23 protein-coding genes are annotated in these 19,821 nt (G+C 31.1%); 6 read left to right on the forward strand and 17 right to left on the reverse strand.

Features of this window, described 5'->3' with window-relative positions; genetic code table 11:
- Positions 1 to 26: 26 nt before the first annotated feature.
- The 5 genes from J0383_RS09560 to J0383_RS09580 all read right to left on the reverse strand — a co-directional run bounded on the left by J0383_RS09560 (position 27) and on the right by J0383_RS09580 (position 3,066).
- A complete protein-coding gene (locus tag J0383_RS09560) occupies positions 27 to 1,214 on the reverse strand; it encodes a TlpA disulfide reductase family protein (protein ID WP_207298169.1) in 1,188 nt (395 codons plus the stop codon).
- Positions 1,215 to 1,297: 83 nt separating this feature from the next.
- A complete protein-coding gene (locus J0383_RS09565) occupies positions 1,298 to 1,486 on the reverse strand; it encodes a hypothetical protein (RefSeq protein ID WP_207298170.1) in 189 nt (62 codons plus the stop codon).
- 198 nt (positions 1,487 to 1,684) lie between these two features.
- Entirely contained in the window at positions 1,685 to 2,137 is a 453-nt protein-coding gene (locus J0383_RS09570; RefSeq protein ID WP_207298171.1) for a TlpA family protein disulfide reductase, read from the reverse strand.
- Between the two features lie 218 nt (positions 2,138 to 2,355).
- The gene (locus tag J0383_RS09575; RefSeq protein ID WP_207298172.1) at positions 2,356 to 2,802 is read right to left on the reverse strand and encodes a hypothetical protein; all 447 of its coding nucleotides are present in this window, start codon (positions 2,800 to 2,802) and stop codon (positions 2,356 to 2,358) included.
- Positions 2,803 to 2,877: 75 nt separating this feature from the next.
- The gene (locus J0383_RS09580) at positions 2,878 to 3,066 is read right to left on the reverse strand and encodes a hypothetical protein (RefSeq protein WP_207298173.1); all 189 of its coding nucleotides are present in this window, start codon (positions 3,064 to 3,066) and stop codon (positions 2,878 to 2,880) included.
- Between the two features lie 215 nt (positions 3,067 to 3,281).
- Between J0383_RS09580 and J0383_RS09585 the strand changes: the two genes are divergently transcribed.
- Positions 3,282 to 3,593: a helix-turn-helix domain-containing protein gene (locus tag J0383_RS09585; protein ID WP_207298174.1), complete on the forward strand. Its 312-nt coding sequence runs from the start codon at positions 3,282 to 3,284 to the stop codon at positions 3,591 to 3,593.
- Between the two features lie 513 nt (positions 3,594 to 4,106).
- Here J0383_RS09585 and J0383_RS09590 read toward each other — a convergent pair.
- Entirely contained in the window at positions 4,107 to 5,666 is a 1,560-nt protein-coding gene (locus J0383_RS09590; protein WP_207298175.1) for a vitamin K epoxide reductase family protein, read from the reverse strand.
- Between the two features lie 260 nt (positions 5,667 to 5,926).
- Here J0383_RS09590 and J0383_RS09595 point away from each other — a divergent pair, with 260 nt between their 5' ends.
- Positions 5,927 to 6,073 carry an rSAM-modified peptide gene (locus J0383_RS09595; RefSeq protein ID WP_207298176.1) on the forward strand — a complete coding sequence of 49 codons (147 nt, stop codon included), beginning with the start codon at positions 5,927 to 5,929 and terminating at the stop codon, positions 6,071 to 6,073.
- A gap of 43 nt (positions 6,074 to 6,116) precedes the next feature.
- Here the strand turns inward: J0383_RS09595 and J0383_RS09600 are convergent, their stop codons facing one another.
- Entirely contained in the window at positions 6,117 to 7,877 is a 1,761-nt protein-coding gene (locus J0383_RS09600; RefSeq protein ID WP_207298177.1) for an AraC family transcriptional regulator, read from the reverse strand.
- Between the two features lie 170 nt (positions 7,878 to 8,047).
- Between J0383_RS09600 and J0383_RS09605 the strand changes: the two genes are divergently transcribed.
- The 3 genes from J0383_RS09605 (at position 8,048) to J0383_RS09615 (ending at position 10,926) form a co-directional block, all read left to right on the forward strand.
- Positions 8,048 to 9,229, forward strand: coding sequence for an acyl-CoA dehydrogenase family protein (locus J0383_RS09605; protein WP_207298178.1), 1,182 nt, complete (start codon positions 8,048 to 8,050; stop codon positions 9,227 to 9,229).
- Positions 9,230 to 9,314: 85 nt separating this feature from the next.
- Positions 9,315 to 10,097, forward strand: a complete 783-nt coding sequence (locus J0383_RS09610; RefSeq protein WP_207298179.1) for a DUF3050 domain-containing protein — start codon at positions 9,315 to 9,317, stop codon at positions 10,095 to 10,097.
- Positions 10,098 to 10,161: 64 nt separating this feature from the next.
- The gene (locus tag J0383_RS09615) at positions 10,162 to 10,926 is read left to right on the forward strand and encodes an SGNH/GDSL hydrolase family protein (protein WP_207298180.1); all 765 of its coding nucleotides are present in this window, start codon (positions 10,162 to 10,164) and stop codon (positions 10,924 to 10,926) included.
- A gap of 145 nt (positions 10,927 to 11,071) precedes the next feature.
- On the opposite strand, the gene J0383_RS09620 is transcribed toward J0383_RS09615, so the two are convergent.
- From J0383_RS09620 to J0383_RS09665, 10 genes are all read right to left on the reverse strand, one after another.
- Positions 11,072 to 12,097, reverse strand: a complete 1,026-nt coding sequence (locus J0383_RS09620) for a hypothetical protein (RefSeq protein ID WP_207298181.1) — start codon at positions 12,095 to 12,097, stop codon at positions 11,072 to 11,074.
- On the reverse strand, positions 12,075 to 13,703 hold the full coding sequence (locus J0383_RS09625; protein ID WP_207298182.1) for an NAD(P)/FAD-dependent oxidoreductase: 1,629 nt from the start codon (positions 13,701 to 13,703) through the stop codon (positions 12,075 to 12,077). The genes J0383_RS09620 and J0383_RS09625 overlap by 23 nt, the downstream gene beginning before the upstream one ends.
- Positions 13,678 to 15,198 carry a polyamine aminopropyltransferase gene (locus J0383_RS09630; RefSeq protein WP_207298183.1) on the reverse strand — a complete coding sequence of 507 codons (1,521 nt, stop codon included), beginning with the start codon at positions 15,196 to 15,198 and terminating at the stop codon, positions 13,678 to 13,680. The genes J0383_RS09625 and J0383_RS09630 overlap by 26 nt, the downstream gene beginning before the upstream one ends.
- Complete coding sequence (locus J0383_RS09635) at positions 15,191 to 15,406, reverse strand: DUF350 domain-containing protein (RefSeq protein WP_207298184.1); 216 nt, start codon at positions 15,404 to 15,406, stop codon at positions 15,191 to 15,193. The genes J0383_RS09630 and J0383_RS09635 overlap by 8 nt, the downstream gene beginning before the upstream one ends.
- Before the next feature lie 11 nt (positions 15,407 to 15,417).
- Positions 15,418 to 15,597, reverse strand: a complete 180-nt coding sequence (locus tag J0383_RS09640) for a hypothetical protein (RefSeq protein WP_207298185.1) — start codon at positions 15,595 to 15,597, stop codon at positions 15,418 to 15,420.
- Between the two features lie 5 nt (positions 15,598 to 15,602).
- A complete protein-coding gene (locus J0383_RS09645; protein WP_207298186.1) occupies positions 15,603 to 16,835 on the reverse strand; it encodes a DUF4178 domain-containing protein in 1,233 nt (410 codons plus the stop codon).
- 3 nt (positions 16,836 to 16,838) lie between these two features.
- Positions 16,839 to 17,201, reverse strand: coding sequence for an S-adenosylmethionine decarboxylase family protein (locus tag J0383_RS09650; RefSeq protein ID WP_207298187.1), 363 nt, complete (start codon positions 17,199 to 17,201; stop codon positions 16,839 to 16,841).
- Positions 17,202 to 17,320: 119 nt separating this feature from the next.
- Positions 17,321 to 18,112 (reverse strand): hypothetical protein, encoded by a 792-nt coding sequence (locus tag J0383_RS09655; protein WP_207298188.1) that lies wholly within the window; start codon positions 18,110 to 18,112, stop codon positions 17,321 to 17,323.
- A gap of 183 nt (positions 18,113 to 18,295) precedes the next feature.
- The gene (locus J0383_RS09660) at positions 18,296 to 18,631 is read right to left on the reverse strand and encodes a hypothetical protein (RefSeq protein ID WP_207298189.1); all 336 of its coding nucleotides are present in this window, start codon (positions 18,629 to 18,631) and stop codon (positions 18,296 to 18,298) included.
- Positions 18,631 to 19,206, reverse strand: coding sequence for a hypothetical protein (locus tag J0383_RS09665; protein WP_207298190.1), 576 nt, complete (start codon positions 19,204 to 19,206; stop codon positions 18,631 to 18,633). Before J0383_RS09665 ends, J0383_RS09660 begins: the two co-directional genes overlap by 1 nt.
- Positions 19,207 to 19,355: 149 nt before the next feature.
- On the opposite strand from J0383_RS09665, the gene J0383_RS09670 reads away from it, so the two are divergent.
- Positions 19,356 to 19,769, forward strand: a complete 414-nt coding sequence (locus J0383_RS09670) for a helix-turn-helix domain-containing protein (RefSeq protein ID WP_207298191.1) — start codon at positions 19,356 to 19,358, stop codon at positions 19,767 to 19,769.
- Positions 19,770 to 19,821 lie beyond the last annotated feature (52 nt).

Here is a 19,821-nt window from a genome sequence, read left to right on the forward strand (position 1 = left end):
GATTATTTGGAAAATGACATTATAGATTAGTCCTGAAATACTTTACTAATCATGCTTTCTATTTCTGCTTTGATTTCTAGACTGCTACCTATCCACCTGCCAATGATATTGCCATCTTTATCTATTAATATTTTTACTGGAATTCCTGTTACCGCATATATATCTTCAATTGCACTTTTGTTTTCCTTAATTGAAAAATGTTTCCATTTTTCAACACTTTCTGTTTTTATTGTATTTCTCCATAAATCAAGTTTTTCGTCCCTTGAAACACTTATAATTTCTAAACCTTTGTCTTTATATTTAAAATATATTTCTTTTAAAAAAGGAAAATCTTCTCTGCACGGACCACACCAACTTGCCCAAAAATCAAGAAGCACACACTTATTATTTCTAAATGAACTTAGTTGTAATAAGTTATCATTTACATCTCTTCCTTTAAAATCAGGGGCTAGGCTTCCAATTCTACTATTCTTAGAGTATATTAATTTTTCAGCCAACTGTTTTCCCCCATAAGATTTTTTAACTTCTGGCGATAATTTATTGTATAAATTTTTAATTGTATCATATGAAATTTGTTCATCTTCCTGCATTAATATGTGATACAATAAATCAGGTGCTATAAATGAATTTGGATTCTTTTTTATAAATTCAAATTCCGATTGTTTATTTATTTTAATATTTTGATCGACCAATTGATCTAACTGTAGATCAAGCGAATCTAAACTCTTTTGGATTTGATTTTTTAAAGAATTATCACTTCTTGTAATCATTTTATCAGAATAAGATCTACTTAATTCTCTAATAGAATCAATTTTTTTATGATTTTTTTTCTTCTCCATTGTATTTTGTAAGGAATCAAACTCATCGTTAGATTTTGAATTATGTATAACTATAGTATTGAAATCATTAAAATCGAGTTTAACATCCATTTTACATGGCTCCAAATAAAATATTTTTGAATTTAAATTTGTCATGTAAAATTTAGGGTGAGTACAAATAATTGCTTGGGTTGGGAAATCAATTTCTCCTGTAAATACAAATTTATTGTTATGAATCCTTGAAGATTTGGTGATGCTTTTGCCATTAATCTTATATCTCAAATAAATGCTTTTTGTGTTAGCATTTTTTGAGCAGATGCCATTTAACATAAAGTTGTGCTGCGCTACCATTATAAATGAGAGAAAGAAAAGGGAAATTGAAAGTTTTAATTTCATATAATCAAGTTTAATCAAAAGCAAGAAATCTTAATTAAATTAAGATTCCCTGCTTTTAAGAATAATTTACTAACAAGTACTAATTATTTAAATGTAAAACAAGAACGTCCATCGCACGCATTACAACCTGATCCACAATCATACGCACTAGAACACGCACCACACCCTTTTTTATTTTCATCATATACTCCACTTCCAGCCATAATAGTCTTCATTTCTTTTCTTGATAATTTTCCTTGTGCTGTTGCAAGAGACATTTTCTGAATTTTCATAGTTTTAAAATTTTAATATTATACATTCTAAATCAAAAATAAAAATTGTCGCGATCAAGTTTTTTTAAGATTTACGCTACAAAAATGATTAAAACAAAAATTACTCAATCGTTTTATGTAGGAATTTTTTAGGCTTTTTTTGGAAAATTGAAATGTAATTGCATTTGAAATACAAATTCGGTTTAGTCAATTCTTATATTAATCTTTTTTAAACACCGAAATAGGAACTTGAGGCTGTCTGACATAATCATCAAAATATGTTTTAATTTTATAAGAATTTATTAATAACTTCTCGAGTTCTTCGGGTGCAATATTTTTTTGAATAACTTCACCTTTATTATTAAGCAGGTAATTAGTGGGAAATGAAAATATTTTTTCTTTAAAGGCAAAAACACCATTCTCATCTAAATAATTTTTCCACGGTATTTTTTTTTCAATTACTCTTTTCTGCCAATATGTCTTTACATTTTCTGTTTTATCTGTAGAAATACTGATTATATTCAGACCATTTGAATTATATCTTTCGTATAAGGCAATCCATTTTGGCATTTCTTCTAAACACGGCCGACAGCGACTAAACCAAAAATCTATTAAAGTATATTCTGTTTCGGGTATTTGTAATGTTTCAAATTTTAAATTAATGTCTTTCAAAACTATTTCAGGAAACTCGAAACCTTCTCTAATTTCTATATCTAAGAACTCTTCATTTATCTTTTTCCAAAGAATGTCATTTTTAATTTTTTGTGAAAAAGATTGCAGACTTTTATTATATAATTCTGTATACCCTTCTTTATTGAATCTTCCAATTAAAAACCAAAGTGCAACATATGAATCTGGATTCTCTTTAATATAATTGAATAATCTCTCGTCTAAACTTTCATCAAAATTGTAAAAATGAAAATTTCTTTTTTATCTTTAAAAATATAAGGGATGAATCTATTTAAAAATTCTTTATTGGTATTCCCGTTTGATTTTTTTATTCTGAAATTTGAATCCAAAGATATTAAGGTCGTCGTATTATCAATAAAACAACAATCAAATCTAAGCTTACCACTATTTTTTTCACTATTTAAACCAACTACATACATTTGAGGATAATTGATACTGAGATTCAAATGAAATTCATTTTTAATGATAGGAATACTTAAGAATTGATTTTCATAATATTTATCATCTAAAAATAGTCCTGGAATAAAAGAAATAGTATCGTTAATGTTTTCTTTTGCCTCTATGTTTCCATGTACTGTAATTTTAACCTGACTATAAATCAAGCCAGAAATAAATAAAGTAAAAATTGTAATCGTTTTATTTATCATCTTTAGTTATTTAGGAATAAGTTTCACAACAAAATGTAGTGAAACTTAAAAATGGGAAATATGATGTCTTAAAAATTAGGCATAACAACAATAACTGCAAACACCTGTTTCTCCATTATTTGTTACTGCACATCCAGAATCACAAGCACGTGTAGATACGCAAACACCTCCAGTACCGATATCGCTCCCAGCCATAATAGTCTTCATTTCTTTTCTTGATAATTTTCCTTGCGCTGTTGCAAGAGACATTTTTTGAATTTTCATAGTTTTAAAATTTTTAATTATTATGCATTCTAAATCAAAAAATAAAAATTTGCCGCGATCAAGTTTTTTTAAGATTTAAGATGCAAAAATGGTTGAAACAAAAATTACTCAATCGTTTTTTGTAGGAAATTTTTAGGTTATTTTTAGGAAATTCAAAAAAATATTTAAAATTTATTAAGAAATAACTGTATATTGGTTTTTTATTTTTGATGATAATGGAACATGAAAATTTGGTAAAAGCCAGAAAAGAAAAAGGTTTAACCCAAAAGGAAATGGCAGAAATGCTAGCTATGGAGCAGACTACTTATTCTAAAAAAGAGAGAGGTATATCTCGAATACGTGAAAACGAATGGGCTCGTTTTGCTAAAATATTAGATAAAAATATCGATGACCTTAAAAAGAATTTTTCACAAGCTAACGAAATTGATAATCATAAAATGTATTTACAGATTATTGAAATGATTATTAAATACAGCCAGAAATTAGAAGAAGAAAATTCAGTTTTGAAGCAGCTTTTAAAAAAGTGATTTAGGTATAAAAAAAATAGAGAGGAAACATTTTTCCTCTCTATATAAAAACAATCTAAATATGATATATTATTTGTAATATACATTTTCTCTAGGAGATGTCACTTGATCAGCCCTAACCAAATAAAACCAATCTAAGTGACCAATTTTCCTGAGAATCCCGACACCAATCATCAATGTTGGGATAAATTGCTCAATGTTCCACGATCGAGCGCCTACGAATTAAAAAAAACATGACTAAATTTTAAAAAGGCTTTATTGTACATTACTTATTAAATAATTTTAAAAACTAACTTACTTCTGAATAGTATAATTCAGGGTAATAATCTGCACAGTCTTCAAAAGATATAATTGAATTCCATGTTTCACATTTTGATGCCTCGACATTAGTAGTGCCTACTATTGTTTTTTGTTCGCTTGCACTTATTTCTTGTGAACCTTCTAGATTTAAAATATACTTCAACATAACACTAAATTTTATTCATTCTTTATTCAAATCTTAAGCCAAAAAACTTAAGCTATTCTTTCGAGAATTGTTTCTTTTTCGTCTACGAAATCATTTAAGAAATATTTCAATTCACTTAATTCATATTCGTTAGGAAACAATTTTTCGTTTACAATCTTCACTGGTGTATAATTAAAATCATTTTTAGAACACCACTCATATTGTTTATTGATCTCTTGGTTAATCATCATGCTGACATTTTCAATCTGCCATTTTTTTAACCATCTTTTCAGACTCATTTTTTTAATATGCCAATCTGAAATTGCCTCTACCGTTTTTCCTGGAGTTAATCTATTAATTGTTAGAAGTCTTTCGACAACTGCTTTATATGGATTATCTACATTCTCAGGATTAATATTAAATAATACTGTCAAATATATTTTATCAGGAAATTTTAAAACTAAATCAAACGCTTCTTGAAATGTTTTATGACAGTGTACACAACTTGGACTTATTACTATCGTTAATCTTACTACTGCGTTTCGGTTTCCAAAATTCAAACCTCTTAAATCTTCAAATCCGTTTGTGTGTGTGACTTTTTTAGATAAGAAGTTTAACAGACTGTAATTTCTTTTGAACTTTTTTAATTCCTTTAATGAATTCTCATTGTCAAGAACATTCTTTGCTGCTGATTTTACTACAAACCAAATTGGTATTAAAAGAGCCAAAGAGAATACATATGGGAAAATGGCACTAAAACTAAAACTTAATGTAAATAAGTCTGACGAAAACCATATAAGGCTTTGAGTAAAAATCAAAAACGAAACCATTAAACACATGACGCACCATTTTTGAAGTTCGAATTTTTGAATCCATATTGACGACACTATAACAGGGATAGCCAATAAGCTCAAGAAACCAACAAAAATAGATGAACTCAGTGGCTGTACTAAAATTGCAATAAAACTTGCGCCGAAGAACAACAATGGCAAGTCTGAAAAACTTATCCATTTATTCTCATAATTTTCGTTAAATCCAAGTACAGAATTACAAGATGAATTGGTACTTAGATTACAGAAATTTGAGATAACACTATTTTTAAAACCAAGTTTTTCCTGAACAATTAATGTACTCACGATCAATCCTAATGATGATGTCAATAAAAATATGATACTAAAAACATTGTATGTATTGTAAAAAAATGATAATCCGCCTAGAAGTAAAAAAGGAACGAAGTATTTTAACCAGCTCAATTCTACTCTTAAATTTTCTCTTGCCACCACATTATTTGGCTCAATTGCCACAATAACACCATTCCAGTCCAAAAGGAATTTATCATAAGATATTTTCTGCGATCCTTTTTTCATGGTATTGATTCGGACAAAATTCTTTGCCTTCTCAACCAAAATCAATTCATCTTTAAAATAGGCCAAAAAATTTGAAGGCAGATCTACGATTTGTTCTTTTGGAACACGCACCGCTGCATTCTCAATTGATAACAAATCGAACGAATCAGTTATCGCAAACAAGCTTGGATAATTCGGATGCGAAAGGAACAAATCTTTAAATTCGCTTTTCACTTCGGAATATCGGTTTATTTGAAGAAATTTTTGAATGAGTTTCAACATGTTCTTGGACTGTTTTAAATCGTAATTGCAGTACAAAGATTGGTGTTTTTCTTCAAAAAATAATTCCGAAAGCACACAATTTATTAATTATACTACATACAATTTATAAATTATAGCATCCTTTATATTAATTCAATTATCTGATTATCAACAAATTAAATGAAAAATTAAGATTTAAAAACACTAAAAACCCAATTCTCGATCAAGAGCATGTCATTTTCTTTAGTTTTGACATATCAGTAACCTTAATACAATTAAAGATGGCAACTATGAATTTTAAACTTGAAGATTTTGAAGTAGAAAAATTGACTAAAAATCAACAAAAAAAAGTAAGAGGGGGAGATGAAGTAACAACATCATCAGCACCAGTAGATCCTGGTAAAAAAGACACCAACGGAAACGTATAATTTCCGAATCAATTTAAGCTCCAAAAAAATATTTTTATAGCTACTAAATATTATTCGCAAACTGAGCTGGAGATACTCCAGTTCTTTTGCGAAATGATTTTGCAAAAGATACTGCATTTTTAAATCCTACACTTTCGGCGATTGCCTGCGTAGAATATTTTCTATACATATGGTTTGTAATCATCTCATTGATTACGTAATTAATTTTAAGTTCGTTCGAATACTCTCCAAAAGATTTACCAAATCGTTTATTTACCACATAAGACAAATACGTTGTATTTGTTTTGATTTTTTTTGCTACATACGGCAAGGTAAAATCAGCATTCAAATACTCTAATTTGTTTTCAAGAGCAAGAAGCTTTTCGACAATTTTGTTCTCCTTCGCTTCATCAATACTCAAATTGATATTCTCTTTTTTAAGATGAATTTCTTCCGTTTCAAAAACTTCTTCATCATGTACTTCCACAAGCGCTAACTCTGGATTATTTTTCTTCTCAATGTTTGCTTTAAATTCTTCTATTAAAGCGTTCATTTTTTTATGTGCTTTATTTTTATCCCTAATATTTTTTATAAGAAGGAATACAATTCCAACTACTAATAAAACATAAAATACTTTTAAAGCTTTGTTCAAGAAAACATCGTACCGATATTTTTCTTGAATCACAACCATTTCTTCCGTTAAATCATTTACTCCTAATTTATAATTTACTTCTAAAGCTTCATGATTTAACTTCGTTTGAAACTGCTCATAATTATCCAGATAAATTTTAGAATGTTTATAAGCAAGTTCCGGCTCTTTCATCAAATTATAAATCTTTGCCTGATAGTAATTTGACTTTAGAAAATCTATATTATTTGATTTTGTTATTTCAGCCAGTGAATCACATTTTTTAAAGAAAACAATTGCTTTATCATACTTTTTTGTAGTAAAATAAATATCTCCCAAGTTGTAATTTGCAACGCATGTAAGATCTGGCTGATTATTTTGTCTCGAATACAATAAAATATCATAGTAAGTCTTTTCGGCTGCTTTATAATCTCCTTTCCAGTTATATATATTGCCTAAGCTTAATTTTGCTGTGATTTTATTGTCTGCGAAATTTTGCGAATAATTAATGGCTCTTTTATAAAAATATTCGGCAGAATCAAGCAAGATTTTTTTATCTAAATTCTTAATAAAATAATTTTCATATGAACTTCCAAGACTTACATTAATGTTACTCTTTCTATTTAAAAAATCTTCTTTAGAAAAAAGTCCTTCATTTTGATCGACAAAATCATTTAACTGCCTTAAATTTTTGATTGCTAATTGATAATTCCCGACAGCTTCGTTTATCAAAGCTATATTTCCTTTAAATTTGACAATTTGAATTATATCACCAATTTCCAGCGAAAGTTTCATCCCTTGCTGGTATTTTTCAAGTGCAGCACTAAAGTTACCCCTTTTCCAGTCGGCTAAACCACCATAATTGTAGATGTAGGATTTAAGCTGAGTTTTATCTCGTGAGTCAGGCACTTTTTCAAGATATTTAAGTGCCAGTGTGTACTTTTCTTTAGAGAGTTTGGTATTTCCCTTAATCTGAAACAATTGTGTCATTGCACCATTTGCAAAAGCCAAGTGCTTAAAATTGTTTGATTTTGCCATCTGATTAGCGTATACAAGGGCACTATCGACATTAGCATTATAATTTAGTCGAATTTTTTCTTGCAATATCAAATACTCTTCTTCAGTCAATGCACTTTTATGTTGGGCAAATGCAGTATTAAGAACAAAAAAAAGTAGAAAAGAGATGATCAGCCTCATTCAATTTATTATTTTTTGGAATCTCAAAATTAGTCTATAAATTATCAATAAACTAAAATTAATTTATCTTATTTGTGATTATTTTTTAACTATATAATATAAATATAACAATTTTCCTTTGTTTTGTTATATTTTTATTCCTTAAATTTGTTTTGAAAAAAACTAATCAAATGAAACCAGACTTATTTCAAGCTCCAGATTATTACAACCTTGACGATTTATTAACAGAAGAACATAAATTAGTCCGCGAATCTGCTCGTGCATGGGTTAAAAGAGAAGTTTCTCCAATCATTGAAGAATATGCTCAAAAGGCAGAATTTCCTAAGCAAATTATAAAAGGACTTGGTGAAATTGGCGGATTTGGACCTTATATCCCTGTAGAATATGGTGGTGCTGGTCTGGACCAGATTTCATATGGGCTGATAATGCAGGAAATTGAAAGAGGTGATTCTGGTGTAAGATCCACTTCATCGGTGCAATCTTCACTGGTTATGTACCCGATCTGGAAATACGGAAACGAAGAACAACGAATGAAATATCTCCCAAAATTAGCAACGGGAGAATATATAGGATGTTTTGGATTAACTGAACCTGATCATGGTTCTGATCCAGGAAGCATGATTACCAATTTTAAAGATATGGGTGATCATTATTTGCTAAATGGTGCCAAAATGTGGATTTCAAATGCTCCTTTTGCAGATATTGCTGTTGTTTGGGCAAAAAATGAAGAAGGCAGAATTCACGGTTTGATTGTTGAAAGAGGAATGGAAGGTTTTACAACTCCTGAAACTCACAACAAATGGTCACTGCGTGCATCTGCAACTGGAGAATTAATATTTGATAATGTAAAAGTTCCCAAAGAAAATCTTCTACCTAATAAATCAGGATTAGGAGCACCACTTGGCTGTTTAGATTCAGCGAGATATGGAATTGCCTGGGGAGCTATTGGCGCTGCAATGGACTGCTACGATACCGCTTTACGTTATGCTAAAGAAAGAATCCAGTTTGGAAAACCAATTGGCGGAACACAACTTCAGCAAAAAAAATTAGCAGAGATGATTACCGAAATCACAAAAGCGCAATTATTAACATGGCGTCTAGGTGTTTTAAGAAATGAAGGAAAAGCAACCTCTGCGCAGATTTCAATGGCAAAACGCAACAATGTTGATATGGCCATACACATTGCCCGTGAAGCTAGACAAATGTTAGGCGGAATGGGAATCACGGGTGAATATTCTATTATGAGACACATGATGAACCTTGAAAGTGTCATTACTTACGAAGGAACTCATGATATTCATTTACTCATAACCGGAATGGATGTGACTGGAATTCCAGCATTTAAATCATAAACAACTATTAAATTATATACAAAAACAATATAAAAAGCTTCTTCTAACCGAGAAGCTTTTTATATTTGCACAAAATTTTATATAAATGAATATTGAAACTATACACAATAGCATTCAACCTCAAAAAGATCAGCTTTTAAACCATTCTTTATACAAAAAAATTCAAAGTATCGACGACTTGCATAGTTTTGTAGAAAATCATGTTTTTGCAGTTTGGGATTTTATGTCTTTATTAAAAGCTTTACAAGCTAAACTTACCTGCACTACAACACCTTGGTTTGCTACCAAAAATCCAGAAACCAGATATTTAATTAATGAAATTGTCTTAGCAGAAGAAACAGATATTAGTATCGACGGCAGAAGACAAAGCCACTACGAAATGTACATTGAAGCTATGGAAGCTTGCGGTGCAGATATAGAAGGTATTAATACATTTTTATCTCAAGTTCACTCTCTTCACAATATTTTTGTTGCAATCAAACAAAGTTCATTACATCCTGATGTAAAATCATTTTTAGATTTTACCTTCAGAGTTATCGAAGAAGGAAAACCACACGAAATCGCTGCGGCATTTACCTTTGGAAGAGAAGATTTAATTCCGAGTATGTTTACTGAAATCCTTAAAAACTTTCAAAAGAACCTTCCGGAAGTCGATTTAGCGAAATTGCTTTACTACTTCGAAAGACATATTGAATTGGATGCCGATGAACATGGACCAATGGCCATGCAGATGATTACTGATTTATGCGAAGAAGATGCCCAGAAATGGAAAGAAGTTGAAGAAGTTTCTATTTTAGCTCTTGAAAAACGTATCGGACTTTGGAATGCCATTGAAGAAGAAATCGTGCTAAAAGCCGAGATGGTGTAAAACCGAAACCGCATATTTAACGTAACTATTTGTTTAATGAGCCTAAACTAATTTTAAACAAATTATGAAACCGCAATTCAAACAAATAGTTACCGTTATACTTTCTGTATTTTTACTGAGCTGTAATACCGAAGATTCTCCCTCAGAAACTCCTGTTTCACCAGCTCCAGTAATTCCTCCTACCACACAAGTTCCCACTACACCTATCTCTAAGTCTATAAATTATCTGGCATTAGGAGACAGTTATACAATTGGTCAGAGCGTCTGCGAAACCTGCAGATATCCTGAACAGCTTAAAGCAAGTTTAAAAGCACTTTATCCCGAAACCAGTTTTTCACTAAAAGTCATCGCTACTACTGGATGGACGACTAATAATTTACTAACAGCCATAAAAGAACAAAATCCAGAATCAAATTATGATCTGGTTACGTTGCTGATTGGTGTAAATAACCAATATCAGGGCAGAGATTTTTCGGTGTATGAAAAAGAATTTCCTGAGCTGGTCAACAAAGCTGTAATGCTGGCTAAAGGTGATAAAAAAAATGTAATTGTACTTTCAATTCCAGATTATGCGTATACACCTTTTGGAAAAATGTTTGGTGCCGACGCACAAATGAAAATAACAACCGAACTCAACAATTACAATTCCTTCGCCGAAAATTATTGTATGCAGCAAGGCATTACTTTTGTATCTATAACCGATATTACACGTCAAGGATTAAACAATACAAGTTTGGTGGCATCAGATGGTCTTCATCCTTCTGAAAATGCTTATAAAATGTTTGTGGAACGAATGCTGCCAAAAGTAAAAATAGCACTTCAAGATTAATTTTATTGATTTCAGGAGCAGAAAAATCTGTTTTCAAAACAACATTTAGTCCCGCTATCCGCTGTATCTTTTATGCTAAACGCCAGCATAAAAGGATGCCGCTTCTATCGGGGCTAAAAAAGAAACCTTTCGTTTTCAGAAACCATCAAATGGTCTTTTTAGTTTTCCAAATAAAGCCATCCAATAGATAATGAGTAAACTGTGGAACGCTTAAAAGAGGCACTACTAAAAACTGCCAACCTGAAAAATCAAAACTGCTCACAGAAATATTTTCATTCCACACAAAAAATTCCCAAAAGAATTCTTCGGTAAATGCGATCAGTACTAAAATGGCGACATATATAAAAACTGCTTTATAGCCCTTTAGAAGACTTAAAATACCAGAACGGTAATTAGTTCTGTTTTTTATTTCTTTAAAGTAAATAAGAGCCATATAAGGCATTCCATGCGATATTACATTCAATAAAGTAAAAATCAAATCATCATTAAAATAAACAATGCCAAAATACCATGAAAGAGCCGTTCCTACAATAATGCCGTTTTGAGGAACATTAAAAAATTGATTCTTAACCGAAAGGATTACTGTTCGAACAGCATATAGAATCAAAATCGCAATATAAATCCAGAAAAGGATTTCCAAAACACCTTGGTTTTCAAAATGAAAAAACTCATTCTCGACGAACCAGTTAAATTTTCTATTAGACGAAAAAAACCAAAACAACATAGGATAAACTGTTACAGAATAAATGGTGAGATTATCCAGAAAAACTAAAATTCTTGTTTTTTCCTCAGTACGAGCGTACAATCTCATAAAACCATATTGCTGTCGTATAAAATGAAAAACAGCGATATAAGCGAGAAAAGACCAAAAAACCAAACTTCCAAAAGAAAACAGAATCAGACTTATTGCGAAACAAATAATGGGCAGCAGAATTAACAGCTTTTTCTTTTTCTGAAATTCATCTTTTACAAAATACGTTTTAAACAAAGTCGCATAAACGTGCGCCACATCTATAAAAACGATCAAAAAAAGCCAAGTATAAAAGGAATATTCGTTTTCGATTTTGGTTATATAATCCTGAAAAAGAAAAACAAGAGCCAATACAAAAAATGAAGGCCCAATAATAAACAACCAGTCCGTTTTGGCTTTATGTATCCAAGGTTGTTTCATGCAAAATCTGGTTTACGACATTAATTCCCTGATGAAAAGCTTCCTCAAAAATTGAAATTCCCGATAAATCGGTATGGGCGAAATAAATTTTACTTCCGATGTTTTGTGATGCTTGTTTTTTAGCGTTCCCAAATATAAAATCGGGTACAGGCGAAATCATTCCGTGTCCTAACAAAAAGACTTCCATTTCTTCTGTATATTCTTCAATATCGGGGTGTGCAATTTTTAAGTCATTAAAAACAAGCTGTTTCCAATACTCTTTGTCTTTTTTATAAATTTCTCTTCGGGTTTTCTTTAAATCTCCCGATGAAAAACTGTAATAATATGTAATAATTTTTTTCTCTTGAACCTGATTCAGCGTCTGATGTTGGGCGTATACATAACCCAATCCTTTTGCGTCATAAATAACATTATCCCACGAAAGTGGAAAACTGGAATTATCAGACAAATCGTCGACCGTTAAAGTTGCCAAAAGCCATGGCGTGTAATGAAAAGATTTGGTAAAAACTTTTCGATCCTTTATTAAATGCTGGTTTACAAACTGCGGAGTTGCCATAACCACTTTGTTGGCTATAATTTCTAACGAAATTTTTTTAACATCATCAAATGCTTTAACAAACGCTTTATTATTTTCGGTTTTTACTTCATACACCAAATGATTTTTTAAAGTTTTCTGGTCTGCATATTTTTGTAAATGATGCGCCAATCTTGCATTTCCTTCGGGCCAAGTTAAAACGCTGTCGTTTTTTTCTAAAACAGAATCTTGTTTTCGTCCTGCAAAATAATGGATTCCAGCCCAAGCAGAAACGAATTCAATTCCTAAACCAAAATCATCTTTACAGCAATAATCAATATAATTGAATAAGGGAATTGAACGAAAACCATTTTCTTCAAACCAGTTTTTCATGGTTATTGTATCCAGTTTTCGGGTATTTTCATCTTTAGAAGAAAGATAAAGCGGAATATTAAATAAGTATTTTTGGTCTGTTCCTTTCGCAGCTCTGAATCCATCCATGAGCTTAAAAAAACGCTGAAATTCTTTATCATCTTCCGTTGAATTTCCTTCTTTAGGAACTACTCCTTCCTGCCAATTGTTTTTATAAAACAAACGTTCATCTGGAGCGAAAGTCAATTGAAGTTCGTCAAAAATTGGAAGTCCGTTGGCATGATAACCTGTTATGATTTTTTCTTCTTCTAAAAAATTAAGCAGCTCTTTGTCTTCAAAATTAGGAAGCGGCAAATAATGCGCACCTAAAGGATATTTGGAATATTTATTTTGACCGTTTGAAGAATTTCCTCCCAAATGATCTGCCATTTCAATCAGCAGAAAATCTGAAATACCTTTTTTATGAAACTGTCGCGCCGCACTTAATCCGGAAATACCACCGCCAATTATGAGATACGGAATATGAATTTGTTCAACCGGTTTTGGAAAATCTTTAATCCATAAACGATGTCCCAAAATATGATTTGTTCCTGTTAAACGCATTACAAGAACCGCTATTTTATTGGTACAAAATTGTAAAAGCGGAATTAAAAGCAAAGAAGCCGCGATTCCTTTTACGAAATTTCGTCTTCCTCTATTGCAATCTTCCCCACTCTTCATCAAAATAGCGTACTAAAATCTGATTGTCTAAACGATTAATTTCTATTTGGTTAGAAATCATATCGTTTGTAAAATAATTAAATCGGTCAAACTGATAATTGTAAAACCTCAACCCTTGAGCTTTTCTTTTTACTTCGTTAAAAGTAGTTCCAAAACCATTTATTGCTATCGTATATCCCCATTCACCAAACGAAGGAACATAGGCATGATAGGCATCGACTTGTGGAAAAACTTCCATTACCGTTTTATTGATACACCAAAAGGATTTTGGTGCAAAATAAGGAGAAGTGGTTTGTATAACTACTGCTGCATCTGGTTTTAAAATCTGTTTTATGGTTTGATAAAAGTTTAAAGAATACAATTTCCCTAAGCTGTAATTAGACGGATCGGGAAAATCGATTATCGCCACATCAAACTTTTCTTTGCTGTTTTTCGCCCAGATATAGGCGTCGGTATTGATTACAGTTACTTTTGGATTGTTTAAAGAATTCTTGTTGAAATCCTTTAATACTTTATTGGTTTTAAAAAGTTTTGTCATTCCTTCGTCAAGATCGACAAGGGTTATTTTTTGAACGTCTTTGTATTTCAATATTTCACGTACTGCCAAACCATCGCCGCCGCCTAAAACCAACACATTTTTTACTTCTTTGGAAATCGACATTACCGGATGCACCAAAGCTTCGTGATAACGGTATTCATCGGCAGAACTGAACTGAAGATTGTTGTTGAGATACAATCGGTAATCACTTTTATTGTGCGTTAAAACAATACGCTGATAAGGCGTTGAATTGGTATAAATGATGTTTTCTCCGTAAAGTTTTCCTTCTGAATAAGCCAGAATATCATTCGAAAAAACAAATACTGCGAACAATAATACAAATGAAAAAATAGCTTTTGTTTTTAGTAAATAAGCGTTTTTCAATTCTCTTTTTAATAAAAAACACAAAGCAATAGCAATACTTACATTGATCATTCCGAAGAAAAGTGAAGTTCCCATTATACCTAATTTCGGAACTAGAACTAATGGAAATAAGATGGATGCCAGTAAAGCTCCAATGTAGTCAAATGTAAACACATTCGAAACTAAATCTTTAAATTCGACTCTGTCTTTTAATATATTCATTAAAAGCGGAATCTCTAATCCGACTAAAAATCCGGTTACAAAAACGAATAAATATAAGATAAGCTGAAACGAGCCAACATTTTCAAATAAAAGAAATAAAACCACCGAACTTAATCCTCCGATAAGTCCCACTAGTATTTCGATTTCGACAAAAGTATTCAGTAAGTTTTTATGAAAAAACTTTGAAAAAAAGGAGCCAATACCCATTGAAAACAGGTACACGCCAATAATAAATGAAAATTGTTTTACTGAATCGCCTAATAAATAACTGGCCAGAGTTCCTGCAACAAGCTCATAAATAAGTCCGCAGGTAGCAATTATAAATACGGCAAACAGTAAAAGAAATTCAAACCTTAGAAATTTTTTACCCATGAATTGCGGCACTAATAATCATCGAGATTCCAATGATAAATCCTGCCAAAACAATGGCAACAGCAACATTATTTTTTTCTACAACTTCTTTCCAAGTATTTTCTGGAGTAAGTTTTTCAATAATAAAATAACCAACTAGTAAAATAACGATTCCTAGAAGAGAATAAATAATTGAATTAGCGATTGGCTGAAAGTGAATAAATTTCATATGGTTGAGTATTATTTGTGGTAAAAACGATTATATGATGTACGGCTTCCCGATGATTTGTAATTTTCGGTGGTTTCGCAATCGCAGATTCTATTTCCTGCCATTGCAAAATAGAGGTAAATACCAATACTGGCAAATCCTATTAAAAGGGCTATTTTGTTATTAAATACAAAATCAGTGATTTTCTTCATAGTGATTAGTTATCGTATTGAGAATATGAACTGTCTGACCAACGTTCTTTTTCAAAGTTATAGTTAAAAAATCGGATGATTAAGTAAACGACAATCAAACCAATAATCACCAGCCAGACGTTTCGGCTTGAAGGTTCATTCCAAACCACATTAACTCGCATTTCGGCATTTGTGTGATCTTCTGGAGCTTTCATTGGTGTTATGAGCAAATGGTATTTTCCTTCTTTCACGCCGCAGATATTAAATTCTTCCGAATTATTTCCTTCACTCCAAGATTCACCATCTGAATAACCATGATAATATTCTATGTCTTTATTGGCATAAATCTCATCGTTTGTTTCTTCGTTTATTAAAGCCACATTAAGGTTTGCCCAAGAATTATCGACATCTGTTGATACTTTAATCGTCAGAGGCGCCGAGCCTCCTTTAAGCACAAAAGCATCACTTGTGATTTCTTTGTTGTCAAATTCATTAAACGACAGTGTTTTCGAAAAAACAAACTGTTCAAACTGATCTTTGTAAATATACCAGTTCGCTGTGATAATAAGCAAAGCCGCAAAACAGAAAATAATAGCCGTATCTTTTACATTAAATCGATAAGGCTGAATCATATTTACGCCAAATTGAAAAGGAAGCAGAATGTTTGGAAATGCTTTCTTTATCGCCGCTTTTTCAATGTATTCGCCATGAAAAGCAGTTTCAACCTTATTCATTCTTTCAACAGAAATTATAAAAGGCGGTTTTATATATTCAACAAGATATATAATTTGATTTACGGGAAGTTCAAAGTCAAAAAATCCTTGAGCGTTTATAATTTCTGCATTTGAAAATTCAAAAATATCATAATCTTCATCATTGTATTCAAGAGTCAAAGGATGCGATTTTACGTTGAATGTTTCTTCCATTTCGGTAAGGATCATCCAATGTCCATTTGAAAGCGACAAATAAATGAATTCATTCTCTTTATTTTGAAGTATAAACTCTGTCCATCTGTAACTTTGCTGAACATTTTTAACTAAAATCCCGGTGACTTTGTATTCGCTTCCTTTTAAAAATCCAATATCTCCAATTGCCAAAGGAAAGTCATTGTGAGTGGTTTTATATTGTGATTTTCTGCGAAATTTTCCCTCTTTATCGCGAGCATATAAACTTTGACAATTAGGACAAACGAAATTTATTACTTCAAAACCAACCTCTAATTCGGTTTCTGTATTACAATCGTAACAAGGAATTTTCATGCTTTATCGGTTAATTTCAAAATCTTTAATAATCTTTGCTTCAAAATAGCTGATATAATCTGCCGTGACACTGCGTACTTTGTGTGAGTTATCCTGAAGATAATTACACAAATAAACATCTAATGTAAGCTGATTGTATTCTGGCCAGGTATGTATACAAATATGGGATTCTTTAAGACAGAATGAAATTGTAAAGCTTTTGTTTTCAAAATCATGTACTACTACTCCAACTTTTTCTAAGCCATATTTTTCTAAAATAGAATTTGTAACAGTAACAAAATCATTACTATTCGTAAGCAGTTCCGTTTTATCGACTTGTAAAGTAACCAGTTTATGAAGTCCCGGCGAATAAGGAGGTAAATCCATTCAAATATTTATATAACAGCTGCCAAATATATAATAATTTCTCTAATAATATAATGCAGAAAAGAGAATGGTTTTGCATTCACGAACTGCAGCTATATCTTTAAGAAAAATAATGTTATTTACTGGCAAAGCAAACATTCCTGTGTTTGTTCGTACGATTTACACCAATTTGATTTCTTTACAATATAAGAACTTCTATTGATCTGTTTTCGAACAGTTTGCAGCTGATTCAAGGCTTCGGAATTTGAATTATATCCCATCAAGACGGTTCTGTAAATATTATTCTTTTTAACTATAGCCGAATTAGGATTTATTCGCACCGCTTTACTTAATTCTGTATTGGCTTCTGTAATTAAATTATCGCCTCCTGCAATTATATAATATTCAACAGGAGATTCTGTACTCGATAAAGGCGTTTCAAATAATTCTATTTTCTTTTGGCTTTCTTCAATCTGTTTTATTTGAGATTTAGAAGGATTCGTTACCGTATCAGTTTTTATGCTCTGTTGTGCTTTTAGGTAATCGTCGTATTCCTTTTTAATTTCAGTATAATAATTCGTCCAAGATTTCTTCATTTCACCGCTTGGCGCCACTATCGATAAATATCTCACGAGCTGAAGTCTTACAAGTGAATTTTTTTCATCTTTAACATCATTTACATATCGGTCAAAATATTCGAGTTCTTTAATATCCTGATCTCTTTCTTTAAACAAATCACTCACTACTAAAGTAACGGTGCTTATGGCAAGTGTTACGATAACCCATTTGAAGTAATCGATAAATTTATCGAGATTTTCTGGCGCTATTTCGGCTTTTTTTATCAACCTGTATAAAATAACAAGAGACAATAATCCGATGAAAACAAAAAATAAATAAAGCCAAAACGAAACAATTCCTGTATTTGAAAGCATGGGGCGAGGTTTTAAATGTTTTACAATGATTTTTTGCAGACAGAAACCAAGTGTTTTTTCAGAAAACAAAACAAACACAAGTCACTGAAAAGCAATGCAATATAACAACATAATCTTACAAAAAAAATGAGTAGTTATACTTTATTTTTAGTTCTAAATAAACAAAAAGCAGCGTTGGGTTTTCTATTTATACTTCTCAAAATCAACCTCAACTTTTTCAAAAAGTGCTGATTTTTCTAGAATTGAATTTATCTCGATTATACTGTTCTGACTGTCTTCTGCCATAATAAAAGCAAAACCCCAAATGTCTTTTGAAAGTGTGAATTTTCCAATTTCAGAATCGTAGGTTATTAAAACTTCATCATTCATCCATAAATCGAGAGCATCAATCAATTGTGGATTTATCTTTTCGATTGATGAAAGAAAATCAGAAACAAATGTTTCGTTTTCGACACCGTAAAAAACTTCAATTAGAAGATTTTGAGATTGATAACCAGGACGGAGATAGTATTTATACATTATTCGATTCGTTTATAATGATATCCTAAATTATAACTTGATCCTGCCCAGAATAAAAACAAAATCGCTCCGGAATTATCATAAGCGTAATTCACCAAAAGTCCGTTGTTTTTAGAAAGTCCAATTCTGGTTTTATGATTATTATAACCTCCTGCAAAGTATGGAATTCCGTTTCGTTTGAGGTATTTATTATCCAAATAAAAAAGTCCGTTTTTTAATTCTACACCAAGTTCAGTGCTGTCAATTTTAATGTTATTTTTTTGAGTGATGAATTTTATGCGGTTTTGGCTTAAAAGCTTGATTTCGACAAAATATGAATTATCGTAATCGTATGTTGATTTTTCAGATTTCACGAAATAATTCAAATTATTTCTTGTTTTATAATCCTGAGAATCTATAATTTCAGGATTTCCTTTTTCATCATATTTCAAATCTGGAAACAACTCGTATTTTCCTTCCAACTTCGAAAAATCATTTTCTGATAATGCTGTTTTGTTTTCCCGAATCATTTTATCTGAAAATGAAGCGCAGGAACACATGAGCAGAATTACGAAAAGATAAATTAGTAATCTCATAAAATTATCTGTTTACTTCATTAAAGATACTAAATACTCATTCAAAAAGCTGTACTTTTGTTTCAATATTGAAAAGCGTATCCTACAAAAACCTCCTGTATTTTACCAAACGCAATATTATTTTTAAGAATTTTAAATATCTTTGATTTATGAGCACAGCAACAAAACCATATCATATAGGGCGAAAAATAAGCCGTATTCGTGAATTGAAAGACATGAAACAAGAAGCATTGGCGCAAGCTTTGGGAACAAACCAGCAGGCAATTTCGGCTATGGAAAACAGCGAAAACATAGACGAAGAAAAACTTAAAGAAGTGGCAAAAGCGCTTGGTGTTACTGTTGAAGCAATTAAAAATTTTTCTGAAGAAAATGTGATTAATTATTTCGCAAACTTTTATGATAATAGCACTAACTCTGGAAACGTACAACCAAATCAATGCACGTTCAATCCATTAGATAAATTGGTTGAAGTTTATGAAGAAAACAAAAAACTTTACGAAAGATTACTTCAATCTGAAAAAGATAAAAATGAGTATTTAGAGACGTTATTGAAAGGAAAATAAATTCCTGTAATAAAAAAAACCTCGGAATGAAGATTCCGAGGTTTTTTGTTTT

Origin of the sequence: Flavobacterium endoglycinae, assembly GCF_017352115.1 — a bacterium.
GTDB classification, from domain to species: domain Bacteria; phylum Bacteroidota; class Bacteroidia; order Flavobacteriales; family Flavobacteriaceae; genus Flavobacterium; species Flavobacterium endoglycinae.

What these genes read in the sequence shown, in the direction of transcription:
- J0383_RS09635 (WP_207298184.1), bottom strand. Translation starts at nt 15,406, where the DNA reads ATGAAATTTATTCACTTTCAGCCAATCGCTAATTCAATTATTTATTCT.
- J0383_RS09565 (WP_207298170.1), bottom strand. Translation starts at nt 1,486, where the DNA reads ATGAAAATTCAGAAAATGTCTCTTGCAACAGCACAAGGAAAATTATCA.
- J0383_RS09630 (WP_207298183.1), bottom strand. Translation starts at nt 15,198, where the DNA reads ATGGGTAAAAAATTTCTAAGGTTTGAATTTCTTTTACTGTTTGCCGTA.
- J0383_RS09585 (WP_207298174.1), top strand. Translation starts at nt 3,282, where the DNA reads ATGGAACATGAAAATTTGGTAAAAGCCAGAAAAGAAAAAGGTTTAACC.
- J0383_RS09655 (WP_207298188.1), bottom strand. Translation starts at nt 18,112, where the DNA reads ATGCTTTCAAATACAGGAATTGTTTCGTTTTGGCTTTATTTATTTTTT.
- J0383_RS09620 (WP_207298181.1), bottom strand. Translation starts at nt 12,097, where the DNA reads ATGAAACAACCTTGGATACATAAAGCCAAAACGGACTGGTTGTTTATT.
- J0383_RS09645 (WP_207298186.1), bottom strand. Translation starts at nt 16,835, where the DNA reads ATGAAAATTCCTTGTTACGATTGTAATACAGAAACCGAATTAGAGGTT.
- J0383_RS09625 (WP_207298182.1), bottom strand. Translation starts at nt 13,703, where the DNA reads ATGAAGAGTGGGGAAGATTGCAATAGAGGAAGACGAAATTTCGTAAAA.
- J0383_RS09665 (WP_207298190.1), bottom strand. Translation starts at nt 19,206, where the DNA reads ATGAGATTACTAATTTATCTTTTCGTAATTCTGCTCATGTGTTCCTGC.
- J0383_RS09595 (WP_207298176.1), top strand. Translation starts at nt 5,927, where the DNA reads ATGGCAACTATGAATTTTAAACTTGAAGATTTTGAAGTAGAAAAATTG.
- J0383_RS09615 (WP_207298180.1), top strand. Translation starts at nt 10,162, where the DNA reads ATGAAACCGCAATTCAAACAAATAGTTACCGTTATACTTTCTGTATTT.
- J0383_RS09660 (WP_207298189.1), bottom strand. Translation starts at nt 18,631, where the DNA reads ATGTATAAATACTATCTCCGTCCTGGTTATCAATCTCAAAATCTTCTA.
- J0383_RS09610 (WP_207298179.1), top strand. Translation starts at nt 9,315, where the DNA reads ATGAATATTGAAACTATACACAATAGCATTCAACCTCAAAAAGATCAG.
- J0383_RS09605 (WP_207298178.1), top strand. Translation starts at nt 8,048, where the DNA reads ATGAAACCAGACTTATTTCAAGCTCCAGATTATTACAACCTTGACGAT.
- J0383_RS09650 (WP_207298187.1), bottom strand. Translation starts at nt 17,201, where the DNA reads ATGGATTTACCTCCTTATTCGCCGGGACTTCATAAACTGGTTACTTTA.
- J0383_RS09575 (WP_207298172.1), bottom strand. Translation starts at nt 2,802, where the DNA reads ATGATAAATAAAACGATTACAATTTTTACTTTATTTATTTCTGGCTTG.
- J0383_RS09590 (WP_207298175.1), bottom strand. Translation starts at nt 5,666, where the DNA reads ATGTTGAAACTCATTCAAAAATTTCTTCAAATAAACCGATATTCCGAA.
- J0383_RS09560 (WP_207298169.1), bottom strand. Translation starts at nt 1,214, where the DNA reads ATGAAATTAAAACTTTCAATTTCCCTTTTCTTTCTCTCATTTATAATG.
- J0383_RS09580 (WP_207298173.1), bottom strand. Translation starts at nt 3,066, where the DNA reads ATGAAAATTCAAAAAATGTCTCTTGCAACAGCGCAAGGAAAATTATCA.
- J0383_RS09600 (WP_207298177.1), bottom strand. Translation starts at nt 7,877, where the DNA reads ATGAGGCTGATCATCTCTTTTCTACTTTTTTTTGTTCTTAATACTGCA.
- J0383_RS09670 (WP_207298191.1), top strand. Translation starts at nt 19,356, where the DNA reads ATGAGCACAGCAACAAAACCATATCATATAGGGCGAAAAATAAGCCGT.
- J0383_RS09640 (WP_207298185.1), bottom strand. Translation starts at nt 15,597, where the DNA reads ATGAAGAAAATCACTGATTTTGTATTTAATAACAAAATAGCCCTTTTA.